The sequence below is a fragment of the Nocardia cyriacigeorgica genome (assembly GCF_005863245.1).
Classification (GTDB): Bacteria; Actinomycetota; Actinomycetes; order Mycobacteriales; family Mycobacteriaceae; genus Nocardia; species Nocardia cyriacigeorgica_C.
On record NZ_VBUT01000001.1, the window covers coordinates 272,208 to 297,209 of the forward strand.

Here is a 25,002-nt window from a genome sequence, read left to right on the forward strand (position 1 = left end):
TGGTTCTCCTTGAGTAAGACCCCGGGGCGCCTACCCCAGCGGCCTAGAGCTGTTCGGTTTCGGCGTAGTCCTGCTCGCCGCCGTCGTTGTCGCTGAAGTTGCCGCTGTCGGACCAGGTGCCGGTGGCCGCGTCGTAACCCACCACGCTGGAGGGGTCGAACGAAGCCGGGCTGTCCTTGAGGGAGAGGCCGAGCGCGTGCAGCTTGACCTTGACCTCGTCGATGGACTTCTGGCCGAAGTTACGGATGTCCAGCAGATCCGATTCGGTGCGTGCGACCAGCTCGCCGACGGTGTGCACACCCTCGCGCTTGAGGCAGTTGTAGGACCGGACCGTCAGGTCCAGGTCCTCGATCGGCAGACCGAACGAGGCGATGTGATCCGCCTCGGCCGGCGACGGGCCGATCTCGATGCCTTCGGCTTCGACGTTCAGCTCACGGGCCAGGCCGAAGAGCTCGACCAGGGTCTTGCCCGCCGAGGCGAGCGCGTCCCGGGCGCTGATGGAGTTCTTGGTCTCCACGTCCAGGATGAGCCGGTCGAAGTCGGTGCGCTGCTCGACACGGGTGGCCTCGACCTTGTAGGTCACCTTGAGCACCGGAGAGTAGATCGAGTCCACCGGGATCCGGCCGATTTCCGCACCGGACGCCTTGTTCTGCACCGCCGGGACATAACCGCGACCGCGCTCGACGACGAGCTCGATCTCGAGCTTGCCCTTGTCGTTCAGGGTGGCGATGTGCATGTCCGGGTTGTGCACCACGACGCCGGACGGCGGGACGATGTCATCGGCGGTGACGGTGCCGGGACCCGCTTTACGCAGGTACATGGTGACCGGCTCGTCCTCCTCCGAGGACACGACCAGACCCTTGAGGTTCAGGATGATGTCGGTGACATCTTCCTTCACACCGGGGACGGTGGTGAACTCGTGCAGGACACCGTCGATGCGGATGCTCGTCACCGCGGCCCCCGGAATCGAGGACAGCAGGGTACGGCGCAGCGAGTTGCCGAGGGTGTAACCGAAGCCCGGCTCGAGGGGTTCGATGGTGAACTTCGAGCGGTTCTCCGCCACGACCTCTTCGGTCAGGGTCGGACGCTGGGAAATCAGCATGTGGATCATCCTCCTTTGTGGGCGCCCGCTATTTGACGCCTCGTCTAAGGGTTGTGCGTGATCGCCCGGGGCGGACGATCACGCACCAGCAGCGGATCAGCTGTTACTTCGAGTAGTACTCGACGATCAGCTGTTCCTGCAGCGGCACATCGATCTGGGCGCGCTCGGGCTCCTGGTGGACCAGGATGCGCAGGCGGCCAGGGATGACCTGGAGCCAGCCGGGGACCGGACGGTCGCCGACGGTCTCGCGCGCCACCTGGAAAGGCAGCGTGTTCAGCGACTTCTCCTTGACATCGATGATGTCGTACTGGGTGACGCGGTAGGAGGGAACATCCACCTTCCGGTTGTTCACCAAGAAGTGGCCGTGGCTGACCAGCTGGCGGGCCTGGCGGCGGGTGCGCGCCAGACCGGCGCGGTACACGACGTTGTCCAGACGGGTTTCGAGCAGGCGAAGCAGGTTGTCACCGGTCTTGCCCTTGAGGCGGTTGGCCTCTTCGTAGTACCGGCGGAACTGCTTCTCCATCACGCCGTAGGAGAAGCGAGCCTTCTGCTTCTCCTGCAGCTGGAGCAGGTATTCGCTCTCCTTGATCCGCGCGCGGCCGTGCTGGCCGGGCGGGTAGGGGCGACGTTCGAACGCCTGGTCGCCGCCGACCAGGTCGACGCGGAGGCGACGGCTCTTGCGCGTTGCGGGTCCGGTGTAACGGGCCATTGTGGTCTACCTTCCTTTCCCGTTAGACGCGACGCCGCTTGGGCGGACGGCAGCCGTTGTGCGGCTGCGGGGTGACATCGGAGATCGTGCCCACTTCCAGGCCCGCGGCCTGCAGCGAACGGATCGCGGTCTCGCGGCCCGAACCGGGGCCCTTGACGAACACGTCGACCTTCTTGACGCCGTTCTCCTGCGCCTTGCGGGCCGCGTTCTCGGCGGCCAGCTGCGCGGCGAACGGGGTCGACTTGCGCGAACCCTTGAAACCGACGTGGCCCGAGGACGCCCAGGAGATGACGTTGCCGGACGGGTCGGTGATCGACACGATCGTGTTGTTGAACGTGGACTTGATGTGCGCGTGGCCGTGCGGGACGTTCTTCTTTTCCCGGCGACGCGACTTCTGGGTCTTCTTGGGGCCGGAGGCCCGTGACTTCGGAGGCATCGGTTATCCCTACTTCTTCTTGCCGGCGACGGTCTTCTTCGGACCCTTACGCGTGCGCGCATTGGTCTTGGTGCGCTGGCCGCGCACCGGCAGGTGGCGACGATGACGCAGGCCCTGGTAGCAGCCGATTTCGATCTTGCGACGAATGTCGGCCTGCACCTCGCGGCGCAGGTCACCTTCGACCTTGAACTCCGAGGCTTCGATGTAGTCGCGCAGCTTGGTCAGGTCGTCGTCGGTCAGATCCTTCGACCGCAGATCCGGGCTGACCGAGGTCGCCGCCAGGATTTCCTTGGCGCGGGTACGGCCGATACCGAAAATGTAGGTCAGTGCGATCTCCATGCGCTTTTCGCGCGGGAGATCGACGCCCATGAGACGTGCCATGTGGCAGTTCCTTAATCGTTGCGGAGGTCTGCTCCCTGTCCGTCCCCTCGTCGTGGCGGGGCCCCGGCCTCCGTACCGGGGGTTGGCTCATGCACCTCGGGGGTGAACCCGAATTCCGCAGTGCACGGCTGGAGCTGGGAGTTCTTCTCGGGCGAATGGCGCTCGCCCATTCAATTGGTGTGCCAATCCGAACCGCGTTCGGTGCTTGGCTGGTGTCAGCCCTGACGCTGCTTGTGACGCAGGTTCTCGCAGATCACCATGACCCGGCCGTTACGGCGGATCACCTTGCACTTCTCGCAGATCTTCTTGACGCTCGGCTGAACCTTCACGTCCGTCCAATCTTGTTGTGGTTCACACGGGTGTGAACACAGTTTTTCCCCAGTCTGCCGACTGGGGAATTCCTGTTTCCCTCGGTCCGTGGATCGAGGAAGCTTGTGTGGGCAGCCAGTCGCGAGCAGAGACCGCTCGCCGACTCACTTATAGCGATAAACGATACGGCCGCGGGACAGGTCGTAGGGCGAGAGCTCGACGACCACGCGGTCCTCCGGCAGGATGCGGATGTAGTGCTGCCGCATCTTGCCGCTGATGTGCGCGAGAACCTTGTGCCCGTTCTCGAGCTCGATCCGGAACATCGCATTGGGCAGCGGCTCGACAACTCGACCCTCGACCTCGATGGCCCCGTCTTTCTTCGCCATATCCTCCGCGATCCCGGTTATGCTCAACCTGGTCTGATTGGTGGTACCGCCCGAATGCAACCGGTCGGTGTGGACTACTCGAGTCCGGACCGGTCGCATGCGAACAGTCGGCGCATAGGTGCACCGCCGCTCAAGCTTACCGGCAGGCGCCCGATCGGGCAAAACACGCCCAGAGTCCGCCGTCGCAAGGCTTCCCATCGGCGCACTGCCTCGCCCACGCCGGACACCGGCTGTCGCGTAAACTGACCGCTGTCCGAGGTCCAGCACATCAGAGGGGGATGCGTGAGCCGCAGCAATGACGGCCTCCCCATGCTGCCGCCGTGGCTCTCCGACAGTGAGGTCACCCAGGTCGGGCAGCAGATCGACTACGAAGCCCCACCGGTTCAGAACCTTCCGCACGACGAACTGATCGAGGACACCCCCGCCCCCAAGCGCCGCTTCAAGCGGCCCGCTCCCGAGGGCGACCGTTCCGATGCCCCCGGCCCGCGCAAGGAGAAGCGCCGCAAACCCTGGCGCCGGGACAAGAACGACGACCACCAGGTCGAGGAGCACGCCGACGAGCGCGACGAGGACGGATCTCACACATCGCGTCCCGGAGATCAGTGGTCGAACCCGCCGCAGCAGTTCGACCGCCCGGACGGCGGTTGGCAGAGCGGACCCCGGCCCGAGCAGCGCCCGGCCCCCGCCGACTATCGGCCTTCGGACCGTTCCCCCGACTCCGGTCCCGCAGATCCCTATCAATCCGGTCCCGTCCCCCAGCCCTACCGCCCGGGCCAGGACAACACGTGGCAGCAGGGTCCGGCGCAGACCACCGAGCGCCCGTCCGCACACCTGCCGACCCGGACTCCGAGTGAACCGCCTGCCGAGTTCCAGCCGCTCGGGCCGCGCCCCCCGCAGCCGCCGGTCGACCAGCAGCCGATCTCGACCGAGGCGACGGTGCATCTGGGGCCGCGCTCGAATCGCCCCGCGCCCGTTCCGCCGCAGGCTCCGATCCCGCAGACACCGACGCCCGGACCGCAGGCGGTCGCACCGCAGCCGCATGCTTCCTCGCCGCAGTTTCCGGTCGCACCGCAGCCGCACGCCTCCGCACCACAGATACCGGTCGCACCGCCGCAGCACCAGCCGCAGGCTCACGCATCCGCAGCGCAAACTCCGGTCGCGCCATCGCGGACCCCGGTCCCACCACAACCGGTCGACTCCGATCCTGCGCACTCCCCCGCGCCGCCGACCCGGGCCGTTCCGCCCCAATCCGTAGCAGCCCCACCGCCGCCAGAGCGCCTCGGCCCTATCGAGAGTGCGACCCCGCCGCTCCGCGATGCCGACGGCACCGCACAGACCGGTCCGGCGACGAACCCGGATCGCGGTACCGGCATCGCCTCCGAGCCCGCCCCGACCGCCGACCGCGACGGTTCTGTGCCACCTCGGCCGCACCCGCCGGCGACGCCGGATAGTGCCGCGACCGGCCCGGCCGATCGCCCGACGGCCGCCGAGCAGCCGGGCCCGGCCGATGGCTCGCAGAGTGCGGGCCAAAATCCATCCTCCGTGGACCGTGCCGCCGCGACGCCGACTACCGAGCCGCCCTCATGGCTGGAGGGGCCGAGTTCGGCCGGCGGTGAACGGGCGGGCGACAGCGCTCCGGTCACGGAAGGCAGCAGCCGAGTTTCCGAGGGCGCGGGGTCCGCGTCCACTCAGACCTCTGCCGATGCTTCGGCGGAACGCGCGTCCGATGCGCAAGCATCGGCGTCCGCGGCGGGCACCGGGTCCACCGACGCACCGCCGGCGTGGCTCGCACCGGCGGACTCCGCGAACACCCCGGCGCAGCCGACCACCCAGCGTCCGCTGCCGCGACTGCCGGATCTGCCACCTCCGCCCAGCCGGGACGAAACTTCCACGGACACAGTCGAATCGGCGTCGACAAGCACGGCGAGCGATCCGGCGCCGACTCCCGTCCCGAGCGATCAGGGTGCCGCGACCGATGCGCGGGCGGATTCAGCGTCCAGCGCACCGAACATCCCATCGGCACCGGACGACGTTGCCGCGCACCGTCCTGATGACGCATCCCTCGCGACTCAGGCAAGCACCGTCGACCAGGTCGGCGACCCGCACCGCGCGCCGGTTTCGGAGGGACATCCCGGCCCGGCGGACAGTGCGGTATCGGCCACGCGTGGGCGGCACTGGTTGCCGTCCGAGGGAGCAGACGCGTCGGCCGACCAGATCCGGCCCACCCCGGCCGACGCGGCCGAGTCACGTCCGCAGCAGGCACCACCGGCTGTTGTGGCGGATGGCCCCGTGCCGGCCCAAGCACAGAATCCGCACGTCGCGGCCGCGACCCATTCGTCGGGCTTCCAGCACCCGCTGCCGTCCCAGCCGGTCACCGGCGTCGGCACCGAGCACGCGGCGAACCCACCCGGACAGCCTTGGCAGACCGGGCAATCCGCAGCCGAAGCGGCAGTGCACGCAGCGCCGGTCGCCCCGCCGCCGCGTTCCTTCGAGGCGCCGGTCAGCGAACCGGCTCCCGGACGGGAGCAGCGGCACACCGCGCCCGAGGGCGCGCAGCACGCATCAGGTCAGGCCCCGACCGCAGACTCCCGCGAGGGTGGCCGAGGCGCCGGCCGGCCGTGGCAAGCCGGCCCGGCGGCGGTCGACCATCAGGCGACGGTCGACCAGCAGGGGCGGCCGGGCCCGCACACCCCGCAGTGGCAGAGCCCGGTGGCGCCGAGCGATCAGCTACCCGGTCCGCAGGGTTATGCGCAGGCACCGGGACCGATGGCCCCGAGCCACTCGCCCGTGCCGCCGCATGCGGCACCGCCGCACCAGGGTGCGCCGCAATACCATTCGGCACCACAGCATCCCGTGCAGCCGCAGCACCCGGTTCAGCCGCCCGGCCCGCCGCCGCATTCGGCGCCGCACCAGGCCGTGCCGCCGCAGCAGCCCGCGCAGCAACAGTGGCAGGGCGAGCAGGGCAGGCCGCCGCTGCCTCCGTCGCTGGATAATGTGCCGATCCGGGGTCGCGCGGCCAAGAAGCCCGCAGGGTCGGGCTGGCGCAAGGCGGTGCACCATGTGTCGGGTGGCGCCATCAACCCGGGCATGTCGGCCGAGGAACGCCGGTTGCAGGAGTTGGTGGCACGGATCCGGCAGCCCGTGCGCGGCGATTACCGCATCGCCGTGCTGTCGCTCAAGGGTGGTGTCGGCAAGACCACGACCACCATGGGCCTCGGCTCGACCTTCGCCTCGATCCGTGGCGACCGCGTGATCGCCGTCGACGCCAACCCGGACTTCGGCACGTTGTCCCAGCGGGTGCCGTTGCAGACCCGGTCGACGGTGCGCGATCTGCTGCTCGATACCTCGATCCAGCGCTACTCGGATGTGCGCAGGCATACCTCGCAGGCCACCAGCCGGCTGGAAGTGCTTGCCAGTGAACGTGATCCGGCGGCGTCGGAGGCGTTCAACGAGGACGAATACCGGGCCGTCGCACGGATCTTGCAGCGGTTCTACAACATCATCCTCACCGACTGCGGCACCGGTCTGATGCATTCGGCCATGGCCGGTGTGCTGGAGCTGGCGCATTCGCTGGTGTTGATCTCCTCCCCCGCGATCGATGGCGCGCGCAGTGCCGCCGCGACGCTGGACTGGTTGTCGCTGCACGGGCACGACCATCTGGTGCGAAATGCCGTGGTGGTGATCAACTCTCCGCGTGCCGGTTCGCCGAATGTGGGCATCCAGCAGCTGCGCGAGTACTTCCTGTCGCGTTGCCGCGCGGTGCACATCATCCCGTTCGACCAGCACATGTCCGAGGGCGCGGAGATCGATCTGCACCGGCTGCACAAGCAGACCAAGCGGGCATATGTGGAGCTGGCGGCGACGGTCGCCGACGATTTCGCGACCGATCACCGCCGTTACCGGGGTTGACGAAAGGTCGCGGCCGTTACCCGGCCGCGACCTTCTCAGAACACTGTTGCGCCGCCGCGCCGGCTCACCATTCGGGCAGCCTGCGCCGACCGGCCAGCACGTCGCGCACCAGGTCGTCGTAGGCGTCGGCCAGTTCGGCCAGGTGGTGCCAGGCGCTGTGCAGCAGATCATCGTGTGCGTCGAGGGTCATCAACGCGTGATGGGCTCGCACGGACGCCTCGGCCAGCCGGTCGATCACCGCGCCGATGGTCTCGGTGTGCAGGGTGGCGCCCAGCCGGTGCTGGGGCACATTGCGCACCACCCAGTCGTCGATCGCCATGACCAATTCGCCTCGGCGGCGCTCGATTTCGACGACGGTCGAGGGCCGGGTGTCGATCGATCCACCCCGGCCGACCAACCGTCTCTCATGCAGTATTGCCAGGTCACGGGCATACCAGAGCAGCTGACCGCCGATAACACGGTGCCCTCGGCACGCTCTGACAAGTAGATCCGAGGTCGGCAGCGGCCCGGAAATCTGGGGCTGCGCCACCGGATCGGCACTTCGCTGAGTGCCGGGAAGAGCCATTACGACTGTTGTATCCGAACCTGCCACGGTTGCCTCGCCGTCATCGCCGCACAACACCGGATCAGTACGTTCATTACAATAAACCTCGGAAAACCCCTGTCAAGCGTAATCGGGCCGTAGTGGGCCGAAAAGTGTACACTTCGTTACCTGCACGACCAACCGAGGAGCAAGATGGCGGACGGTCCGACGTATCACCGGATCGCAGACCTCCTCCGCGAGGAGATCCGCGCAGGCAGGTGGAAGCCGGGTGATCGACTGCCCAGTCATGCCGAGCTGGCCGATCAGATGCAGGTTTCTATCACTACCGCGCGCAACGCAATTCAGGTTCTGGTCACCGAGAACCTTGTCTACACAGCTACTTCCCGTGGAACGCTGGTCCGAAACCAGGAAGTACTCGAATCCGTGGTCACAGATCATATCCGACCGAATCGGCCACGGTCGTCACATGACATTTTCGAGGAAATCGCGCGTGCCGCGGATCGCGAACCGAGCAAGGAATTCAGCGCCCGAATGGAGCCCGCCGGTACGGAAGTGGCGCAATGGCTGGGCGTTCCGGCTGATTCCTGGGTGCTCGCCCGCACCGTCGTCCAGTATCTGGATAACGAACCGTGGTCGTGGGAGGTCAGCTTCTATCCGCGTGATCTCGCCGAAGCCACCGGCATCGACTCACCGCACGACATTCCCGAGGGGACGACTCGCCGTCTGGCCGATCGTGGCCACGCCGAGACCGCCCATCGCGATACCGTCGTCGCCCGGCCCGCAACCGCCGAGGAGGCCATTGTGCTCGGAGTCGCCACCGGAACCATCCTGCTCGATCATCTTCGGATCGGCGCCAATCATGAACGCGTCACCCGCGCCACCAGGCATCGTTCGATCGCCACCCGCAATCGGCTGGCCTATGAACTAGGTGATGAGGAGGGCACGGCCGTGATCCGCCGCGCCCTCGGCAGCTCCTATCGGCCCGGCATCGCGTAGCCATGTCCGTGGTCATCCGGCCCGCGGTCCTCGCCGACCTCGGAACCATCTGCCGGCTTCGGGTACAGCGCACCGCATGGCTGAGCGCACGCGGCTCGGACCAGTGGACCGTGGCCGGGCGCGGTCTGCCGATCGAGATCTTCGCACGGTCGGTGGGAAACTGCCTCGACGCCGGGGAAACCTGGATCGCCGAGGTGTGCGGCAGGCCCGCGGGCACGATCACGGTGAACGACCGCGCCGATCAAGGACTCTGGGAGCCGGAGGAGTTGTCGGACGCGGTCATCGTCCATTACATGATCGTCGACCTGCGCTACGCGGGCCGCGGGGTGGGCCGCCGACTACTGGCACACGCAGGCGAGCTGGCCCGCGAGTACGGCCGCGACTGGGTGCGCCTCGACGCCTGGACCACCAACACCGACCTGCACGCCTACTACCGCAGTGCGGGTTTCCGGTTGGCCCGCATCGCCGGTCCGGCGGCGCAGGGTCCCTCCCGCGCACTGTTCGAACGCCGCACCGATTCCTGGGCGCCGGTCCGGGCCGATCACGCGCCGGTGTTCACGCCGGTGCACGGTTGATGGCGTCCCTGACCTCCGCCCACACACCAGGCGGCGATCACCACTGGGTGCTGAGCATTTGCTGACCCGGTCGCCGCGTTCACGCTCGCGACGAACCGGTACCGCTACAGCGGTGGCAGATGGGCGATCTGGATCATCTCCTGCCCTCGGGTGCGGGAGACGAGCATGCCGCGGCCGGGTGGGAGTTTGGTGGGGCGGACGTCGCCGATGAGTTTGCCTTCGTCGCGTGGACCGCTCATGATCAGCGCGTCGACGGACAGGTTCTTCATGCCGCCGAGGACGTGGTCGTAGAGGGCGCGGGAGACGCCGCCGATGCGGCGGGTGACGATCAGGTGCAGGCCGATATCACGGGCTTGGGGCAGGTATTCCAGCAGCGGCAGCAGCGGATTGGCGCCGGCGGTGATCATGTCGTAGTCGTCGACCAGGACATAGATCTCCGGACCCTCCCACCAGCTGCGGTCGCGCAGCTGCTGCGGAGTGATGTCGGAGCCGGGGATCCGTTTGGACAGGTAGCGGGCCAGTTCGGTGATCATCGGGCCGCTGGTCTGCGAGGACGTGGAATAGCCCGCCAGGCGTTCATCGGGGACCACGCCGAGCAGGCTGCGGCGGTAGTCGATCATGATGATCCTGGCCTCGCCGGGCGCGGAGTTCTCCACCACGCCCATGGCGATATTGCGCAGCAGGGTGGTCTTGCCGCATTCGACGTCGGCGAAGGCCATGAAATGCGGCTCGGCGTCGAAATCCAGGACGAACGGGTCCAGTTCGTTCTCCCCGAGCCCGACCACGACCTTGGTCGCGCTCTGTCGCACGCCGTGCGCACGGGCGATGGCGAGGACCTGATCGCGGGAGATTTCCAGCGGCAGCATCCGCACCTCGGGCGCGCGCCTGGCGCCCCACAGCTGCACCAGCTGTTGCTTGGCCGCCGCGACGCCGTCGGTGAGGGTGGCCGGATCCGAGTCGGAGTCCAGCCGCGGCAGGGCGATCAGCATGTGCAGTTCATCGGGGGTGAGGCCGCGACCGGGACGTCCGACCGGCACCAGGGCCGCTGTGCGCCTGCCCATTTCCGAATCCGACGGGTCGCCCAGGCGCAGCTCCAGCCGGGTGCCGATCTGGTCCTTGATCACCGGCCGGATCTCGCCCCAGCGGGAGGCGCCGAGGATGAGGTGGATGCCGTAGGACAGGCCCTGCTGGGCGATGGCGTTGACGGCCGGTTCCAGAGTGTCGAATTCCTCGCGCATGGCGGCCCAGCCGTCGATGACCAGGAAGACGTCACCGAACTGGTCGGCGGCCAGCGGGTCGTCGGGGGCCGGCGGGTTGCCGTTGGCGGCGGCTTCCAGCTGGGCGTATTTGCGGCGGCGGAACTCCACCATGGACTCGATGCCGAGTTCGGTGAAGCGTTCCTCGCGCTGGGTGAGCAGCGAGGTCAGCTCGGCGATGGTGCGGCGCACCCGGTCGCGGTCCAGGCGGCCGGCCACCGAGCCGACGTGCGGGATGCCGGACAGGCCGGTCATGCTGCCACCACCGAAGTCCAGGCAGTAGAACTGCACCTGCTCCGGGGTGTGGGTGGCGGCCGCGGCCATGATGATGGTGCGCAGGGTCGTCGACTTACCCGACTGCGGACCACCCACCACGGCGACATTGCCCTGACCGCCGGCCAGGTTGATGGTGAGCACATCGCGGCGCTGCTCGTAGGGCTTGTCGATGATGCCGATGGGCATCCACAGCTGGCCGTGCCGGTTGACCGGGGAACGCCAGTCCGGGTCGGGCAGCAGCATGTCGACGGTCGGCGATTCGTCCAGCGGTGGCAACCACACCTCGTGCGCGGGCCGTCCGTGCCCGGTCAGCCGTTTGACCACGACCTCGAGCAGCGAATCCGGCAGGCCCTCTTCCTTGTCCTCGGTCTCGGCACCGGGCGGCGGGGGCAGCTCGGGCAGGCCGGGCGGGCCCGCCGGTTCGGCAGCAGGCTCGATCCTCTCCGGCATCTCGACCGGTGCGGCGGTGAACACCGCCGGCGCCTGCCCGCCGCTGACGCTGCCGCCGGATTCGCGGGTGCCGGTCGGTGAGACGTAGGGCCCGGAGACGTAGGTGGCGTTGAAGCGCAACGGATCATCGGCGTCGCTCTTGAGGTAGCCCGAGCCGGGAATGCCTGGCAGGTGGTAGGCATCGGTGATGCCGAGGACGGCGCGGGATTCATTGGCGGAGAAGGTCCGCAGGCCGATCCGGTAGGACAGATGCGAATCCAGGCCGCGCAGCTTGTTCTCCTCGAGGCGCTGCGAGGCCAGCAGCAGATGCACGTGCAGCGACCGGCCCAGGCGGCCGATCATCACGAACAGGTCCGCGAAATCCGGTTTCTGCGACAGCAACTCGGAGAACTCGTCGACGATGACGAACAGCGCCGGCAGCGGATCGAGCTGAGCGCCCGCCGCCCGCGCCTTCTCGTACTCGGTGACGTTGGCGAAATTGCCCGCCGCGCGCAGCAACTCCTGGCGCCGGTTCATCTCACCGGCCAGCGCGTCCTTCATCCGGTCGACCATCGAGAGTTCTTCCTCGAGGTTGGTGATCACCGCCGCGACATGCGGCAGCGGATCGAGCCCGAGGAAGGTGGCGCCGCCCTTGAAGTCGACGAGCACCAGGTTGAGGTAGTCCGGCGAATGCGTGGTGACCAGCGACAACACCAGGGTGCGCAGGAACTCCGATTTACCGGAGCCGGTGGCACCGATGCACAATCCGTGCGGGCCCATACCGTTCTCGGCCGACTCCTTGATGTCGATCTCGACCGGCGTGCCGTCGGGGGTGACGCCGATCGGCACCCGCAGCCGTTCCCGCGCGGTACGCGGACGCCATACCTTCGACGCCTCGATCTGCGCGGCGTCGGGGATCTTGAGCAACGCCATCAGGCCCGGATCGGACCTGGTCTCATCGCCGAGGCTGACGATCTGGGCGGCAGTGGCGATGCGGTAGCGGGCCAGGCCGCGACCGAAGGCGGTGGCTTCGGCAACGCTGACCTCGTCGGCGGTGGCGAACTTCTCGATGCCCGCCGCGCTGCGGGCGCTGACGTCGCCGTCGGCCACCACCAGTTGCAGGCCGCGACGCACCGCGAGCCCGTCCTCGGGTGCGGTGAGGTCGAGCACGGTCACCGAGTCCAGGCCGGATTCGCTGACCAGGCGTTCGGTGCCGTTGACGTAGCCGTCGTCGATGACGACGACCAGGTGCAGCCTGCCCTGCGTCGGCTGCGGGTTGCGCATGAACCGGCCGCGTTCGATCAGCTCCGCCGACAGCGCGGTTTCCAGTTCACCCAGCGAGCCGTACATCATCCGGGCCGAGCCCATGCCGTCGCGCATCGTCGGATGTTGCAGGTGCGGAAGCCATTTCGCCCATTCCCAGTTCGGGCCGTCCGGGTCGGCGCAGACGATGGCGATCGCGACGTGATCGGGGCCGTGGAAGGCGGCCAGTTCCATCAGCATGGCGCGCACCAGGGTGCGGGCCTCCTCGATCTCGCCACCGATATTGATGGCGGGGAAGGCGCGCAGCGAAACCGCCGTCGGCAGCCGGTGCACCACCGAATGGGTGCGCACGAACCGGCGCAGCGCCACCGTCGACACCGGTTCGAGGTCCTCGAGCGGGCCGGTCTCCGGGCGCGCCAGTTTGGTGGCGAGCCGGTGGCTGCCGATGCCGACGCGGACGTGCCCGAAGTCCGGGTCGGCCGGGCGGCGTTCCCACATCCGGCGGGTGCCGATCACCGAGCGCAGATCCATCGGCTCGGGGTGACTCCAGGTCAGCGCCTCGAGCTGCTTACTTCCGGTGCGGCGCACATCTTTTCGCATCTGGTCGAGGTAACGGAAGTAGTCCTTGCGTTCCTCGTTGAGCTCGGCCGCCGACTTCGGCCCGCCGCCGCTGCGCATTCCCATCATCATGCCGACCATCGACATGATCATCATCATCGGGAACATCATCATCATCGGATTGGCGAACAGGTTGCGGCCCATCATCGCCATCATCGCGATCATGCCGACGACGGCGACCAGCATCACCACCGGCATCAGCTTGACCAGCAGCGGCGCGGGCAGCGGCCGCGGGATCTCCGGCGGGGAGTTCAATGCGACTTCACCGCCCGGCGCGCGCGGCGGCGCGATCCTCGGGCGACGCACGAAACCTTCGGTAACCATGGCGGTCCGCTACCCCTCTGTTGCTTCTCGATCGAGGTCGGAGATGCCGGCGTCGTCGTCACCGCGGCGGCGGAACGGGATCCACAGCGCGGTGCCGATTCCCAGCACGGCCAGGCAGGTGATCGCGCCGATGGCGGCGATGCGCCGCGGCAGCGGGTCCGGGCCGGGCGGGCGCCACGGCTGCGCCATCGGGCTCGGGACGTCGGCGCCTTCGCTGATCGGCTGATCGGGCAGTTCCGCGGTCAGCGCGGCCACCGGGTCGATCAGGCCGTGGCCGATGCGGTCGTCGCGGCCGGGTCCCGGTGCGTGGGCGGTGCGTTTGATCCGGTCGATCACCTGGGCGGCGGTCAGTTCCGGGAAACGGGAACGCACGAGTGCGGCCAGGCCGGCGACGTAGGGCGCGGCGAAGCTGGTGCCTTCGATGGGGCTGATGCCTTCGGCGGTCTGCACGCCGTCGACCAGGCCGGCGCCACCGGGTTTGCTGTCCAGGGACACGATGTGGCGGCCGATGGCGGCGACACCGATCCACGGCCCGTTCAGTGACAGTTCGGAGACGACGCCGTTCGGGTCGATGGAGGCGACCGAGAGCACGTACGGGTCGAACCAGGCCGGGCTGGCCACCGTCTGCACTCCCGGCCAGCCGGATCCGGTGTTCTGCGCTTTGCAGGCGCCGTCGGTCTGGAGATTGCCCGCCGCGGCGACTACCACGACATTGCGGTCGTAGGCGTACTTCACGGCCGCGCCGAGCGGTTCGTCGACGGTGTCGACTCCCGCTGCGGCACAGGCGACTTCGGAGATGTTGATCACCGTCGCGCCCATGTCGACGGCGCGCACGACGGCCGCGGCGAGGGTGAGCACATTGCCGTAGCCCGCGCTGGCGATGGCGCCAGGGGTTTCTTGTGAACCGCGGCGATCCTTGGCTTCGAACGCCAGGCTCAGCTGCCGGATGGTGAGGATCTCGGCTTCCGGCGCGACGCCCACGAAGGCGTCGTCGGGGCTCGGCCGGGCCGCGATGATGCCCGCGACCAGGGTGCCGTGCCCGTCGCAGTCGACGGTGCCGTCGGTGCCGGAGACGTAATCACCGCCCGCCTGCAATGCGGGCAGCCGGGGATGGCGGTTGACGCCGGTATCGATCACCGCGACCTTCTGCCCGGCACCGCGGCTGAACTGCCAGGCCGAGGGCAGGTCGAGCACGGCCTGGGACACCGGGACCTCGACCGGCGGGCCACCGTTGAGCACCGGTTCGGCGCAGACCGACCGCTGTTCGGTGGGTTCCAGCGGGGCCGGGCGGCCGCTGAGGGCCTGCGCCGCCCCGAGGGCGCCGGGATCGATCTGCGGCGGACCGACGGCGGCAGCCGGGGCGGGCGGGCCGAACACCGACAGACCGAGAACCACCGCCGCCGCGATCACCGCCGACGCCCGCCGCAGCGGGCCGGAGGAACGGACAGATCGGCTCGCGGATGCGGGCATCAGATATTCCGTGCCATCGCGTACACGCCCATGATCCACAGCACCAGCGGGATCACCGTGCAGATCAGCAGATACTCGAAGATCTCACCGGAACGCCGTGTCACCGGGGTGATTTCGATGTGCGGGCCGATCACGCCGAACACCACCACGGCCACCGCGAGCGCCAGCAGCAGACCACCACTGAGCAGCGGATCCGCGCCGCCGAGAGCGAGCCCGGTGAGCAGGGCGGCGACGATGGTCGCGCCGGCGATGATCAATGTGGCGGCCTGGGCGAGATCGGCGAAGGACCGCCCGCGCAGGCACAGGATGATGGCGGTGATCACCGCGAGCGCGATCCCCTGCCAGCGCGAATCGCCCAGCGGGTCGGCGGCGCCGAGCGCACCGGCCACACCGGCGATCGCACAACCGATGAGCAGACCGGTCTGGTACTGGTTGGCCACGCGCGCCCGGCGACCGAGCCCCGCCGCCGACGGCAAGGCGGTGGCGCCGATCGCGCCGATGCCCTCGATGGTCGGGCGCTGTTCGTGATCGGCCGGGTCGATCGCACCGCCCGCGGTGGGCACCGGCGGCACCGGGAGCCGGGCCAGCACCGCCGACAGCCGCGGCACCGCAGAGATCAGCACGATCGCCGCCACCAGCAGCCCGGCGCCGATCTTCGGCAGCGCCGGATCCCACACCATCCGCACCAGCGCCGCCACTCCCCCGCACACCGCGACCGTGAGCGCGGCGGTGAACAGGGTGGCGCCGGTGCCGGTCGCGCGGTAGACGGCGACCGCGGCGACCAACGTCACCGAAAAGCCGAGCAGCAGATGCGGACTGCCGAGATCACCCGGCACGAACAGGGCCGCGCCGCCGAACAACAGCAGCAGCGCACCGAAGGACAACCAGACCGCGGTGAGTTCGTCGTCGTACTTGCGCGCGGCGATGGCGGCGGCCACCGCGGCGCCGATACCGACACCGGTGGCCAGGAACGGGGCCGCGATCCCGAGCCCGTCGGCGCGGCCCGCGGCGAACAGGGCCAGCGCCAGCACGGCCGCCACCACGGAGGCGACCAGGCCGGTCCAGCGCGCGGCGCTCGGCGACCAGCCTCGAAAGTCGTTGGCGGTCAGGCGCGATACCGCATCGATGACGTCATCGAAGAGCGCGGGCGATTCCTTGGCGCTCACCGAACGCAGCACCAGCAGTTCGCCGTCGAAGACCTCGGCCTCGGTGAGCGTGCGGCTGGGTGGGATGGCGTCGCGGCCGAGCCGGGCCAGCGTCCAGTGCCGGGTCTGCAGCGGGGCGCCGCCGTCCTCGGCGTCGACGGGTGCGGGGTTGCGGGACTCGATGAGGGCCACCAGATCGCCCATGAAGGTCGCGATCGGCACGGTGGCCGGCAGCCCGACATCGAGCTGGGTATTTCCCCCGATGACGGAAACCCGGCACAGTTCTGGCTCAGCGGTACCGGCGCCGCTGCTCAACGTCTCGGTCAATTGTCGAACGACCCCAGTTCTTTCCTGCACGTTTCAGACACTCGCGACCGGATTCCTACCCGTCGAACCACCGGAGAGCGACTCCGCGGCACCGGGTCGATATTGCGACCGGACCACGTTGCAACCTACCGGCAGCGAACAATAATGTATCGGACAGGCCATGCCGACGCGATTTATGTCGCGGCCGGGCCGAACTCGTCCGTGTCCGCCGCAGTTATGAAGATTTCGGGGTTTCATGCAATGACCGGCAACCGTCAAGCACAGCGCGCCTTCGATGCCGGAATCCTGTCCCTCGGGCTCAGCATTGACGGGCAGGAATCGACGCGTGATCTCGAGTACGCGAAATTGGCTTTTCAGCGGGCCACCGAATGGGACCCGACCATGTGCGATGCCTGGCTGGGCCGGGCGGCGGCGGGCGAGGTCACCGATGAGGTCATCCGCAATCTGCATCGCACCAGTACGAGCACGCTCTACCGGGAGCAGCGCAGGCTCGGCCTGCCGCCCCGGGCGCTGGCGGGCCGGTTCGTCTCCGGGCTCTACATCGACTATCCGCTGGCCAGCTACACCGAGATCTGGCTCGCCTACGCCGCGAACCTGATCGGCGGCAAGCAGTACGACGAGGCCGAACGGGTGCTCGACGAGCTGGCCGAGTACCGGGCGGGCATGCTGTCGGATCCCGATCGGGAGATCGACGACCGGATCAGCGCCTATATCCGCGGTGTGCTGCATTTCAACACCCAGCGCTGGCCGGATGTGATGTCGGTGCTGGCCGGATCGGCCGAATGGGAGGACCCGTACCTGGCCACCGGCGCGCACGTCATGGTCGGTTCGGCGTGCGCCCAGCTCGGGCTGTTCGGCGAGGCGATCCGGCGGATGGAGCAGGCCGAGAACGGCCCCATCCCGGCGGCGCGGACCACCGCCATGTTCTGCCGCGGCCTGTGCCTGCGCGAAACCGGCAGCGAGGACGAGGCGCAGGCGCTGTTCGAGCAGGTGTATTCGCAGGCACCGGACTTCACCGCAAACACCGAGGCCATGCGGGACAAGACCTACCGCATCACCATCACCACCAAGGAGTCCATCGACGCCCGCACCGACCGCTGGGATCCGGCCTCGGCGCCGTCGGTGGAGCAGCTGCAAACCGCCGACGCCGAGGACCGGGCCAAGAAGATCCTCACCGAGGCCCGTGCCGAACTCGATCGCCAGATCGGCCTGACGGCGGTGAAGACGCAGGTCGCGAAGCTGCAGGCGACGGCGCAGCTGGCCAAGATCCGCGCCGAGAAGGGCATGGCCAGCGTGCCGCGCGGCAACCACCTGGCCTTCACCGGACCGCCGGGAACGGGCAAGACCACCATCGCGCGGGTGGTCGCCAAGATCTACTGCGGTGTCGGTCTGCTCAAAACCGACAAGGTCGTCGAGGCCAAGCGCATGGATTTCGTCGGCCAGCATCTCGGTAGCACGGCGATCAAGACCGACAAGCTGATCGACACCGCGATGGACGGCGTGCTGTTCATCGACGAGGCCTACACGCTGATCCAGACCGGCCTGTCCGGGGGCGACGCCTTCGGTCGTGAGGCGGTGGACACGCTGCTGGCCCGGATGGAGAACGACCGTGACCGGCTGGTGGTGATCATCGCCGGCTACGACGGCGAGATCGACCGGCTGCTCGCCGCCAACGACGGCCTGGCCTCGCGTTTCGCCAAGCGCTTGCAGTTTCCCTCCTACACCCCGCCCGAGCTGGGGCAGATCGGCAAGCTCATCGCCTCCTCCCGCGATTCGGAGCTGTCCGAGGACGCGGTGCGGCTGCTGGAGCAGGCCTGCGAGCGGCTCTACAACTCCGAGCGCACCGATCAGAGCGGCCAGCCGCGCCGTGGCATCGACCTGGCCGGCAACGGCCGCTTCGTCCGCAATGTGATCGAGGCCGCCGAGGAGGAGCGCGAGTTCCGGCTGGCCAACGACGAATCGCTGGATCTGACCGCGGTCGACGAATCCGTGCTGATGCGGATCGAGGCGCCCGATATGGAGGCCGCGCTGGCCGGGGTGCTGTCCTCGCTCGGGGTGTCGTAGCCGGTCAGTTGTGCTGCGGCAGTATGTCGTGCCTGGTCAGGGCGTCGCTGGGAGCGAGGGTCGGGCCGGGTACGAGCTGGCCGACGATGGCCCACGGCGCGGGCTCCGGTGAATCGCCGAGGCCGAGCACCATAGCGGTGTCGATATCCGGGATGCCGTAGCGGATGCCGTTATCGGCCACGTAGAACAGGCTTCCGCGCCGCGGGCTACCCGGTTCCATGCCGGTGACGTGCACGAACTCCCCCGACGACGGGCGCAGATAGGCCTGATCGATCCGGTCGCCGGAGCCGTCGGCGGTGGCCAGCGCGACCGGTTGCGCGCCCTCGGGCAGCGGCAGCCTGGCACCGACCAGCAGCGCGGCCGAGGCGCGATCGGTGGGTCCGTCGACGGCGTCGGCCTCACCCTGATCGGTCTTCGACCAGGACACACAGGTGACCGGCGCGTCCTCGGCGGACAGGATGGCCGGCACGGCGGCCGGGAAATGATCGACCGGCAGCTGCGACAGCACGGGGATGCCGGTGAGCACGTCCGGCGGCACGGTCTCGATCTGGCTCATGCCCTGCGAGTTCGCGGTGCGGATGAGTTCGGCGGTGAACTCGGAGATGTGTTGCACACCCTCGCTGAGTACCACATACAGCTCGGCCCGCCCCTGCTTACCGGTGGCCGCGACCGAGATGACGCCGCCGACCGGAACATTCGAGAGCGCGCCGGGGCCGGGCTTGCCCGCGTTCGGAATCTGCGGCGGCGCGATCGGCGGCACCGGGGTCGCCGCGCCGAGCAGGCCCGCGCCCACCGGACGCGGGCGTTCCCCGTTGAGGTCGAGCGCCCGCGCGAGCACACTGTCGTCCAGGTCGATTTCGGCGCGTTTGCCCTGGTAGACCAGGTAGGTGCGGTCCGAGCGGCGCACCAGCAGGGCCTCGTCGGGCTGGGCGCGGCGGATGCGTTCGCTCAGCTCGGGACGCGCGGCCAGGACCGTGGTGTCGACCCCGGAGGCCGCGGCCGCGCTGCCGGTGATGGACAGCTCGACGGTGTCGCACAGCGTCCAATCGGACCGGTCGCCCTGCGCCGAACCCGGCAGCGCCGAGGGCGCACCCGGGATGCCGAGCAGCGGCCCGCGCGGCATGGCGGCGAGCTTGTCGTCCTTGACCGAGGTGGGGGATTCGCTGCTTCCGCTGATCAGACGGGCCGAGGCCAGGTTGAGCACCGGATGCAGGGTGGTGCCGCCGTCGCTGCCGGCGACGACGACGTAGAGCGCGCCGCTGTCCTTGCCCATCACGATCTTCGCGTCACCGATCGCGCCCTGCGGGCGGATGAACGCCAGGATCGCCGCGCCAGCGACAACCAGCAGTCCGAGCACCGCCCCGACCAGCAATGAACGCAGCTGTGAGCGCATCGGATCGTGCAGCATCCGCACATCCCGGCGCACCAGCGCGTGGTCGAGCCTGCGCAACAGGAATCGATATCCGTTGACCTGCTGCCGGGTGGTCAGCTGTGCCGGCACATGGCCTCCATAGAACTGGGTTCTCCCCTCACTCGAGCAATTACAGTATCGGCCGAAACGGCGGTGTCAATCGACGCGGTGCGCGGCCGCCCGGGGTCGTTTCCCCGCACCGCGATTTCACTCGCGGCGCGGTATTGTAAAAGTTCTCCAGATCCCCGGAAAACACAAACTCCGGCCACAGGAATTCGAACCCAGGGCTACTAATAGTGAACGTGGTTGTAAACGAACGGGAAACCGGAGCCGACAATTCGGCGGGAAACTCATCCGGGGAAATTCGATCGGACATCGCGGTGAACGCGACGTTACATGATCCCGAATTCTGGTTGTTCCGTCATATTCCGCTGCGGCGCATGGTTCCGCTGGCATTGCTGGCCGCCGCGGCGGCCTGGGTGGCGCTGGTCTTCGACGCGCCGATCGCCGCCGTCGCCGGAATAGGCGCCGCGGTGCTGTTGCTCGGCGCGGTGCCGGTGCGGCGGGCGGATCCGCGCAATCTCGCCGGGATGGTGGCGACGGCCCTGGCGTGGCGGTGGCGTCGTGCCCGGCCGGGTCCGGCCGACGGCGGTGCCGAACCGTTCGACGTCACCCTGCCCGAGGGCGGCAGTTACGGTGTGCGCTGGGACAACGACCTGCTGGTCACCATGCTGCGCATCGATCCGCCACCGGACGCGATGACATTGCTGCGGCGCGGATCGCTGAGCACCGATCAGGTGCTGCCGCTCACCGAGATCGGTAAATGCCTGAGCCAGTTCGACATCACGCTCACCTCGATCGACGTGATCAGTACCGGCGCACGCACCGCGGGCAACGGCGTGGTGGCCCAGCTCTACGACCGCATCCTCGGCCCGCTGCCCGCCATCGCCCATCGCACCGTCTGGCTGGTGCTGCGGCTGGATCCGCTGGCCAACGCGGAGGCGGTCGACAATCGTGGCGGCGGGCGCACGGGCAGCCTGCGCACCGCCATCATCGCGACCCGGCGGGTCGCCAATCGGCTGGCCGCTCAAGACATCTCGGTGTCGGTGCTGACCGCGGGCGAGATGAACGCGGCGGTGCGCCGGATGTGCTGGGGTGTGCCGCTGGATCAGTTCACCGAGACGCAGAACTCGCTGGTCCATGGCGAGCTGCGGCTCACCAGCTACGAGATCGGCCCGGAACTGATCGGTTCGCGCGGCTTCGCCGACATCTGGGCAACGCCCAGCCTCAACACGATGGTGACGGTGCGGCTGCGTCCCGGCGTGCAGCGTCCCGGTGTCGACAAGCGGGCCGAATCGCCGCCGATCACCCTCGGCGCGCTGGTGCGCTTCGACACACTCACCGAGCTCGACGCACCGCCGGTCGCAGGGCTGCGGCCGTTGCGTGGCAGGCAGTTCCGCGCGCTGCTGGACACGCTGCCCGCGCAGACGGTGGTGCACGACAGCGCCGCGGACTATCACGGCCCGCTCAGCGCCCTCACCGGTATCGCGGTGCCCACCGGCGGGTGCGGGCAGCTCATCGGCGCCGATCATCGCGGCCAGGGCATCGCGGTCCCGCTGATCGGTGACGGCACCCGCCACCTCGAGGTGATCGGCAAACTAGACCTGGCCCAGCAGGTGATCCTGCGCGCCATCGCGCTCGGGGCGCATGTGGTGGTGCACACCGGCAGGCCGGAGGCCTGGCAGACGATGGTCGCCAATGTCGGTGCGCCGCATTCGCTGTCACTGGCCACTCGGTTCGGAGCCAGTCAGCAGCACGGCCCGGCCACCACCCAGCCGGGCGCCGGATTCAGCACCGCGACGGTGGTGGTGTTCGACGGTATCGCGCCGACCGCGTTGACCGGCGGGGCGACCATCGTGCGGGTGCGTGGACCGCACGAACCCGACGGCGATTTCGACGCCGACGTCACGCTGATCCAGGATCCCGCCGCCCCCAACCGCATCACCGTGCGCACCTCCACCGCGCAGGCCACGGTCAACATGGTCACCACCCCGGACGAGATGCGCTACATCGGCGAATCGCTGGCCGCCGCACGCTGAGTCGCCCCGCACCGCAGACAGATCGGCCCGCAACGCAGACAGCCGGCCCGGTATTCACCGGACCGGCTGTTCGGCGCTGACGCGTCGTGCTCGCCCGCTGCGTCTTACACGCCCGCGAAGCCGTCGCCGATCTTGCCGTCGGTGCCGAGGGCGCGGTGCAGGGCGCTCTCCACCGCGGCGGCGACGTTGTCCAGGATCACCAGGGTGTCCTCGAACTTGGCGTCCCAGTCCTTGTGCACAGCCTGGAAGCCGTTGTAGGCCTCGTTGCCCTCCCAGGCGACGGCCAGCGCGCTGCCGGCGTCGGCCATGTCACGGGCGTTGTCGGTCAGTGCCTTGCGGAACCCCTGCAAATCGTGGAACAGGGTGGTCATCGCGGTCTTGTCGTATTCCATCAGAACCCTCCGGATCAGTTGTGTAGCTGGTGGTTACGGCCGATGCCCCGGGGGCGGCCGTCAGATCTTGATGTAGTTGAACTCGTCTTCGCCTTCGGCGTCGATCCGCTTGAAGGTGGCGCTACCCTCACCGACCAGCTCGGTCATCCGGTTCAGCACGCCGTTGAGCTCGGTGGCCTCGGTGTTCCACCGGTCGGCGGCGGCGTTGAAGGCGTTGCGGGCGTCGCCCTCCCAGCCGCGGGCCGCGTTGACCTCGTCGGTGATCGCCTTGAGGGTGAACTTCATGCCCTCGACGGCGTTGGCCATGTCGCCCTGGGCCTTGTCGGCGGATGAATGATCGGCGTAAACCATGATCGAACCTTTCGTGTTGTGATTTCTGTACCCGGAAGGTGCCGGTCGGGGCACCGCCGGGGAGAGTGGCGGGCTACTGCACGCCCTGCGGGTCTACTGCGGCAGCCACCTTCCCCCGGGCAGTGCTTCGACCAGGGCCGAGATCGCTTGCGCGATCCGGTGATCAGTGCCCGGTGTCACCGTGGACCAGACCTGCTGATCCGCTGCGAACCCGGGCGCGGCGACGAGGCGACCGTGCCCGGTGTCGTATACCGCGACCGCCGCGGGCGGCCGGGTCGTCACGCCGTCGATGTGGGCGTAGGCCACGATCTCGGCGTAGGCATGGCAGGACGCGAAGGCCAGTCCGTAGCGGGGTGCGTCCCGGTCGGCGACGCCGAGCGCGTAGAGCGCGTCGGCGTATTCGGCCGAGGTCTGCGCGGCTTCGAGGCGTTGGCTCAGTTCGGTGGCCGGCGCGCTGAACACCGCGACGTCGGCGGGGGTGGCGGGGCCGAGTGCGGCAAGCACGGGGCGGGCCAGGGTGGCGCCGGAGCCGTCGGACCAGACGGTGCCGATGTCGTAGTCGTCGCCGGTGCGCACAGCGAGGGCGTGGTGTTCGCCGCGGCGGGCCAGGCAGATGCGGATCGGCGCGGCGCCGGTGAACACGCGGGCGACCAGTTCGCGGTCGGGCTGGGCCAGGGTGAACAGGGCGTCGGCCAGGTTCGGCTCAACCTCGCCGTAGGAGTCGATGACACCTGCGCCGGTGAGTTCGGTGACGGCGCGGCGCTGGGCCTGGGCCCATTCGTCATAGGAATCGTGCTGCGGCGCGACCGACAGCACCTGCGGCAGGGTCTGTACTCCGAGCCGTTCGGCGACGGCGAGCAGGCCGTCGTTGGTCACCAGCGTCATGACGCGCCTCCCGGTGCGGTGCGGCCGGTCTGCGGCGCGGCCGGTTCCGGTGCGCCGAGGACCGCAGGGGCCGAGACGATGCCGAGGTTGTCGCCGAGCACGTCGGTGCCCGCGTCGCCCGCCCTGGACTGGTATTCCTCCTCCTGCGCGCCCGCCGCGGCCGCGAAGGGCGAACCGGGTACCAGCGGCACCGTGCCGTGCGAGGCCGGAACCTGCTGCGGTGCCACGACTTCCACGGTTTCGGTGGTGGCCGACTCGGTGAACGCCGCGGCCTGGTAGGTGGTCTTCGCCCGTGGGATCGGGCCGAGTCCGCCACCCCCGGGAGCGAACATGCCGGGTGTGACCGGCGGCAGCGCGGCGGGCGTGGCAGATTGGGGCGCGGCAGAGGGGACCTGCTCGGCTTCCAGGGCCGCGGCGGGCACGATGACCGGCGGCGGCTGCTGGGCCCACGGCCGGGCGAGTGGTTCACTGGCCGACTCGTAGCCGCGCATCACCCGCGATGCGGCGGCCTTGGCCGCGTCGGCGTCGGCGTCGGTGGTGGCCGCGACGGCCTGAATCGGTGCGCCGAGGGCGGATCCGACCTGTTCCAGCAACCGCTGGATCTCCTGGATGGCCTGGATCTCCGCGCTGTTGGGCATGGCCAGCCGGGCCACTTCATACGCCGCGACCTGGGTTTCGGCCCGCACCGCATTGTTGGCCGCGGCGGCGGCCGCCTCGGTGAGCCAGTCGCGCAACCGCGACACCTTGTCCAGCACCTCACGGCTGGTGCCCGACTGCCAGACCCCGCGCAGCCCGAGCACCACACGCTCGAAATCGACCACCGCCGTGCCGAGTTCGGCCGCCAGCTGCACCCAGGCCGCGGCAGCCTCGGCCATCGGCAGCGATCCGGGCCCGGTGCCGAGTTCACGGGCCAGCCGGTCGGGCTGACGCGCCTCCCAGACCACCCCGGTGAACCCGGGCTGCGGTGGTTCGATCATCACAGAACTCCGTGTGCCGCCCGGTCGAGCTAGGCCGCTCCACGCGCGGGCAGATCGAAGCCCGTGGCGCTGTCGCTTTCGGACCGGCCGAATTCGGTGATCTGGCTGCGCAGCACGGCGGCCAGCTTGCGTAGCTCGTGGATGCCTGCGGCGGTGCTGTCGGCGAAGGACACCGCGACGTCGTTCATCGTCTGCGCGGCCGCCCGCGACACCTCGTCGGCACCGGCCGGTTCGACCTTCAGCGCGGCTTCCCTGCTGGTCAGCGCCTGCTCCAGCCGGTCGGCCAGACCATCGAGTTCGCGCGCGGCCGCGCCCGCGCCCGCGGCATCGAATTGGACCCCATCGAAATCCACACCACTGCGGACCAT

The 25,002-nt window shown here is 69.0% G+C and carries 20 protein-coding genes and 2 pseudogenes; 6 read left to right on the forward strand and 16 right to left on the reverse strand.

Features of this window, described 5'->3' with window-relative positions:
- Positions 1-43: 43 nt before the first annotated feature.
- The 6 genes from FEK34_RS01305 to infA all read right to left on the reverse strand — a co-directional run bounded on the left by FEK34_RS01305 (position 44) and on the right by infA (position 3,323).
- Positions 44-1,102 carry a DNA-directed RNA polymerase subunit alpha gene (locus FEK34_RS01305; RefSeq protein ID WP_138446042.1) on the reverse strand — a complete coding sequence of 353 codons (1,059 nt, stop codon included), beginning with the start codon at positions 1,100-1,102 and terminating at the stop codon, positions 44-46.
- Positions 1,103-1,205: 103 nt separating this feature from the next.
- Entirely contained in the window at positions 1,206-1,811 is a 606-nt protein-coding gene (rpsD, locus tag FEK34_RS01310; protein ID WP_138446043.1) for a 30S ribosomal protein S4, read from the reverse strand.
- Between the two features lie 22 nt (positions 1,812-1,833).
- Positions 1,834-2,247, reverse strand: a complete 414-nt coding sequence (gene rpsK / locus FEK34_RS01315) for a 30S ribosomal protein S11 (RefSeq protein WP_014349147.1) — start codon at positions 2,245-2,247, stop codon at positions 1,834-1,836.
- A 9-nt stretch (positions 2,248-2,256) separates the two neighbouring features.
- On the reverse strand, positions 2,257-2,628 hold the full coding sequence (rpsM, locus tag FEK34_RS01320) for a 30S ribosomal protein S13 (protein ID WP_014349146.1): 372 nt from the start codon (positions 2,626-2,628) through the stop codon (positions 2,257-2,259).
- Between the two features lie 215 nt (positions 2,629-2,843).
- A complete protein-coding gene (gene rpmJ, locus FEK34_RS01325) occupies positions 2,844-2,957 on the reverse strand; it encodes a 50S ribosomal protein L36 (protein WP_003938068.1) in 114 nt (37 codons plus the stop codon).
- A gap of 144 nt (positions 2,958-3,101) precedes the next feature.
- A complete protein-coding gene (gene infA, locus FEK34_RS01330) occupies positions 3,102-3,323 on the reverse strand; it encodes a translation initiation factor IF-1 (RefSeq protein WP_003418601.1) in 222 nt (73 codons plus the stop codon).
- A gap of 2,578 nt (positions 3,324-5,901) precedes the next feature.
- On the opposite strand from infA, the pseudogene FEK34_RS31330 reads away from it, so the two are divergent.
- Positions 5,902-7,232 (forward strand): annotated as a pseudogene (locus FEK34_RS31330) (AAA family ATPase); the annotation flags it as partial.
- 64 nt (positions 7,233-7,296) lie between these two features.
- Here FEK34_RS31330 and FEK34_RS31075 read toward each other — a convergent pair.
- Positions 7,297-7,797, reverse strand: coding sequence for a DUF4254 domain-containing protein (locus FEK34_RS31075; RefSeq protein WP_036533320.1), 501 nt, complete (start codon positions 7,795-7,797; stop codon positions 7,297-7,299).
- A gap of 171 nt (positions 7,798-7,968) precedes the next feature.
- Here FEK34_RS31075 and FEK34_RS30545 point away from each other — a divergent pair.
- The 3 genes and pseudogenes from FEK34_RS30545 to FEK34_RS01350 all read left to right on the forward strand — a co-directional run.
- Positions 7,969-8,163: pseudogene (locus FEK34_RS30545) on the forward strand (winged helix-turn-helix domain-containing protein); the annotation flags it as partial.
- Between the two features lie 144 nt (positions 8,164-8,307).
- Positions 8,308-8,772 (forward strand): UTRA domain-containing protein, encoded by a 465-nt coding sequence (locus tag FEK34_RS30550; RefSeq protein WP_228800683.1) that lies wholly within the window; start codon positions 8,308-8,310, stop codon positions 8,770-8,772.
- Between the two features lie 2 nt (positions 8,773-8,774).
- On the forward strand, positions 8,775-9,347 hold the full coding sequence (locus FEK34_RS01350) for a GNAT family N-acetyltransferase (RefSeq protein WP_138446045.1): 573 nt from the start codon (positions 8,775-8,777) through the stop codon (positions 9,345-9,347).
- A 104-nt stretch (positions 9,348-9,451) separates the two neighbouring features.
- On the opposite strand, the gene eccCa is transcribed toward FEK34_RS01350, so the two are convergent.
- From eccCa to eccD, 3 genes are read right to left on the reverse strand one after another with little or no spacing between them, the layout of a single operon-like run.
- Positions 9,452-13,513 (reverse strand): type VII secretion protein EccCa, encoded by a 4,062-nt coding sequence (eccCa, locus tag FEK34_RS01355; RefSeq protein ID WP_138446046.1) that lies wholly within the window; start codon positions 13,511-13,513, stop codon positions 9,452-9,454.
- 9 nt (positions 13,514-13,522) lie between these two features.
- The gene (mycP, locus tag FEK34_RS01360; protein ID WP_138446047.1) at positions 13,523-14,983 is read right to left on the reverse strand and encodes a type VII secretion-associated serine protease mycosin; all 1,461 of its coding nucleotides are present in this window, start codon (positions 14,981-14,983) and stop codon (positions 13,523-13,525) included.
- A complete protein-coding gene (gene eccD, locus FEK34_RS01365) occupies positions 14,983-16,455 on the reverse strand; it encodes a type VII secretion integral membrane protein EccD (RefSeq protein WP_212748677.1) in 1,473 nt (490 codons plus the stop codon). Before eccD ends, mycP begins: the two co-directional genes overlap by 1 nt.
- Positions 16,456-16,695: 240 nt before the next feature.
- On the opposite strand from eccD, the gene eccA reads away from it, so the two are divergent.
- A complete protein-coding gene (eccA, locus tag FEK34_RS01370) occupies positions 16,696-18,519 on the forward strand; it encodes a type VII secretion AAA-ATPase EccA (protein ID WP_138446048.1) in 1,824 nt (607 codons plus the stop codon).
- Between the two features lie 4 nt (positions 18,520-18,523).
- Here the strand turns inward: eccA and eccB are convergent, their stop codons facing one another.
- Positions 18,524-20,020 (reverse strand): type VII secretion protein EccB, encoded by a 1,497-nt coding sequence (gene eccB / locus FEK34_RS01375; protein WP_138446049.1) that lies wholly within the window; start codon positions 20,018-20,020, stop codon positions 18,524-18,526.
- A 290-nt stretch (positions 20,021-20,310) separates the two neighbouring features.
- On the opposite strand from eccB, the gene eccE reads away from it, so the two are divergent.
- Complete coding sequence (eccE, locus tag FEK34_RS01380; RefSeq protein ID WP_249358737.1) at positions 20,311-22,029, forward strand: type VII secretion protein EccE; 1,719 nt, start codon at positions 20,311-20,313, stop codon at positions 22,027-22,029.
- A 104-nt stretch (positions 22,030-22,133) separates the two neighbouring features.
- Here eccE and FEK34_RS01385 read toward each other — a convergent pair whose 3' ends face one another.
- The 5 genes from FEK34_RS01385 to FEK34_RS01405 all read right to left on the reverse strand — a co-directional run bounded on the left by FEK34_RS01385 (position 22,134) and on the right by FEK34_RS01405 (position 25,002).
- A complete protein-coding gene (locus FEK34_RS01385) occupies positions 22,134-22,421 on the reverse strand; it encodes a WXG100 family type VII secretion target (protein ID WP_138446050.1) in 288 nt (95 codons plus the stop codon).
- Positions 22,422-22,481: 60 nt separating this feature from the next.
- On the reverse strand, positions 22,482-22,772 hold the full coding sequence (locus tag FEK34_RS01390) for a WXG100 family type VII secretion target (protein WP_014349133.1): 291 nt from the start codon (positions 22,770-22,772) through the stop codon (positions 22,482-22,484).
- A 93-nt stretch (positions 22,773-22,865) separates the two neighbouring features.
- Positions 22,866-23,657, reverse strand: a complete 792-nt coding sequence (locus FEK34_RS01395; RefSeq protein WP_138446051.1) for an ESX secretion-associated protein EspG — start codon at positions 23,655-23,657, stop codon at positions 22,866-22,868.
- Positions 23,654-24,634 carry a PPE domain-containing protein gene (locus tag FEK34_RS01400; protein WP_138446052.1) on the reverse strand — a complete coding sequence of 327 codons (981 nt, stop codon included), beginning with the start codon at positions 24,632-24,634 and terminating at the stop codon, positions 23,654-23,656. The genes FEK34_RS01395 and FEK34_RS01400 overlap by 4 nt, the downstream gene beginning before the upstream one ends.
- A gap of 29 nt (positions 24,635-24,663) precedes the next feature.
- The gene (locus tag FEK34_RS01405) at positions 24,664-25,002 is read right to left on the reverse strand and encodes a PE family protein (protein ID WP_138446053.1); all 339 of its coding nucleotides are present in this window, start codon (positions 25,000-25,002) and stop codon (positions 24,664-24,666) included.

Coding starts and splice junctions, on each gene's coding strand:
- FEK34_RS01305 (WP_138446042.1), bottom strand. CDS start 1,102: ATGCTGATTTCCCAGCGTCCGACCCTGACCGAAGAGGTCGTGGCGGAG.
- rpsD (WP_138446043.1), bottom strand. CDS start 1,811: ATGGCCCGTTACACCGGACCCGCAACGCGCAAGAGCCGTCGCCTCCGC.
- rpsK (WP_014349147.1), bottom strand. CDS start 2,247: ATGCCTCCGAAGTCACGGGCCTCCGGCCCCAAGAAGACCCAGAAGTCG.
- rpsM (WP_014349146.1), bottom strand. CDS start 2,628: ATGGCACGTCTCATGGGCGTCGATCTCCCGCGCGAAAAGCGCATGGAG.
- infA (WP_003418601.1), bottom strand. CDS start 3,323: ATGGCGAAGAAAGACGGGGCCATCGAGGTCGAGGGTCGAGTTGTCGAG.
- FEK34_RS31075 (WP_036533320.1), bottom strand. CDS start 7,797: ATGGCTCTTCCCGGCACTCAGCGAAGTGCCGATCCGGTGGCGCAGCCC.
- FEK34_RS30550 (WP_228800683.1), top strand. CDS start 8,308: ATGGAGCCCGCCGGTACGGAAGTGGCGCAATGGCTGGGCGTTCCGGCT.
- FEK34_RS01350 (WP_138446045.1), top strand. CDS start 8,775: ATGTCCGTGGTCATCCGGCCCGCGGTCCTCGCCGACCTCGGAACCATC.
- eccCa (WP_138446046.1), bottom strand. CDS start 13,513: ATGGTTACCGAAGGTTTCGTGCGTCGCCCGAGGATCGCGCCGCCGCGC.
- mycP (WP_138446047.1), bottom strand. CDS start 14,983: ATGCCCGCATCCGCGAGCCGATCTGTCCGTTCCTCCGGCCCGCTGCGG.
- eccA (WP_138446048.1), top strand. CDS start 16,696: ATGACCGGCAACCGTCAAGCACAGCGCGCCTTCGATGCCGGAATCCTG.
- FEK34_RS01385 (WP_138446050.1), bottom strand. CDS start 22,421: ATGGAATACGACAAGACCGCGATGACCACCCTGTTCCACGATTTGCAG.
- FEK34_RS01390 (WP_014349133.1), bottom strand. CDS start 22,772: ATGGTTTACGCCGATCATTCATCCGCCGACAAGGCCCAGGGCGACATG.
- FEK34_RS01395 (WP_138446051.1), bottom strand. CDS start 23,657: ATGACGCTGGTGACCAACGACGGCCTGCTCGCCGTCGCCGAACGGCTC.
- FEK34_RS01400 (WP_138446052.1), bottom strand. CDS start 24,634: ATGATCGAACCACCGCAGCCCGGGTTCACCGGGGTGGTCTGGGAGGCG.
- FEK34_RS01405 (WP_138446053.1), bottom strand. CDS start 25,002: ATGGTCCGCAGTGGTGTGGATTTCGATGGGGTCCAATTCGATGCCGCG.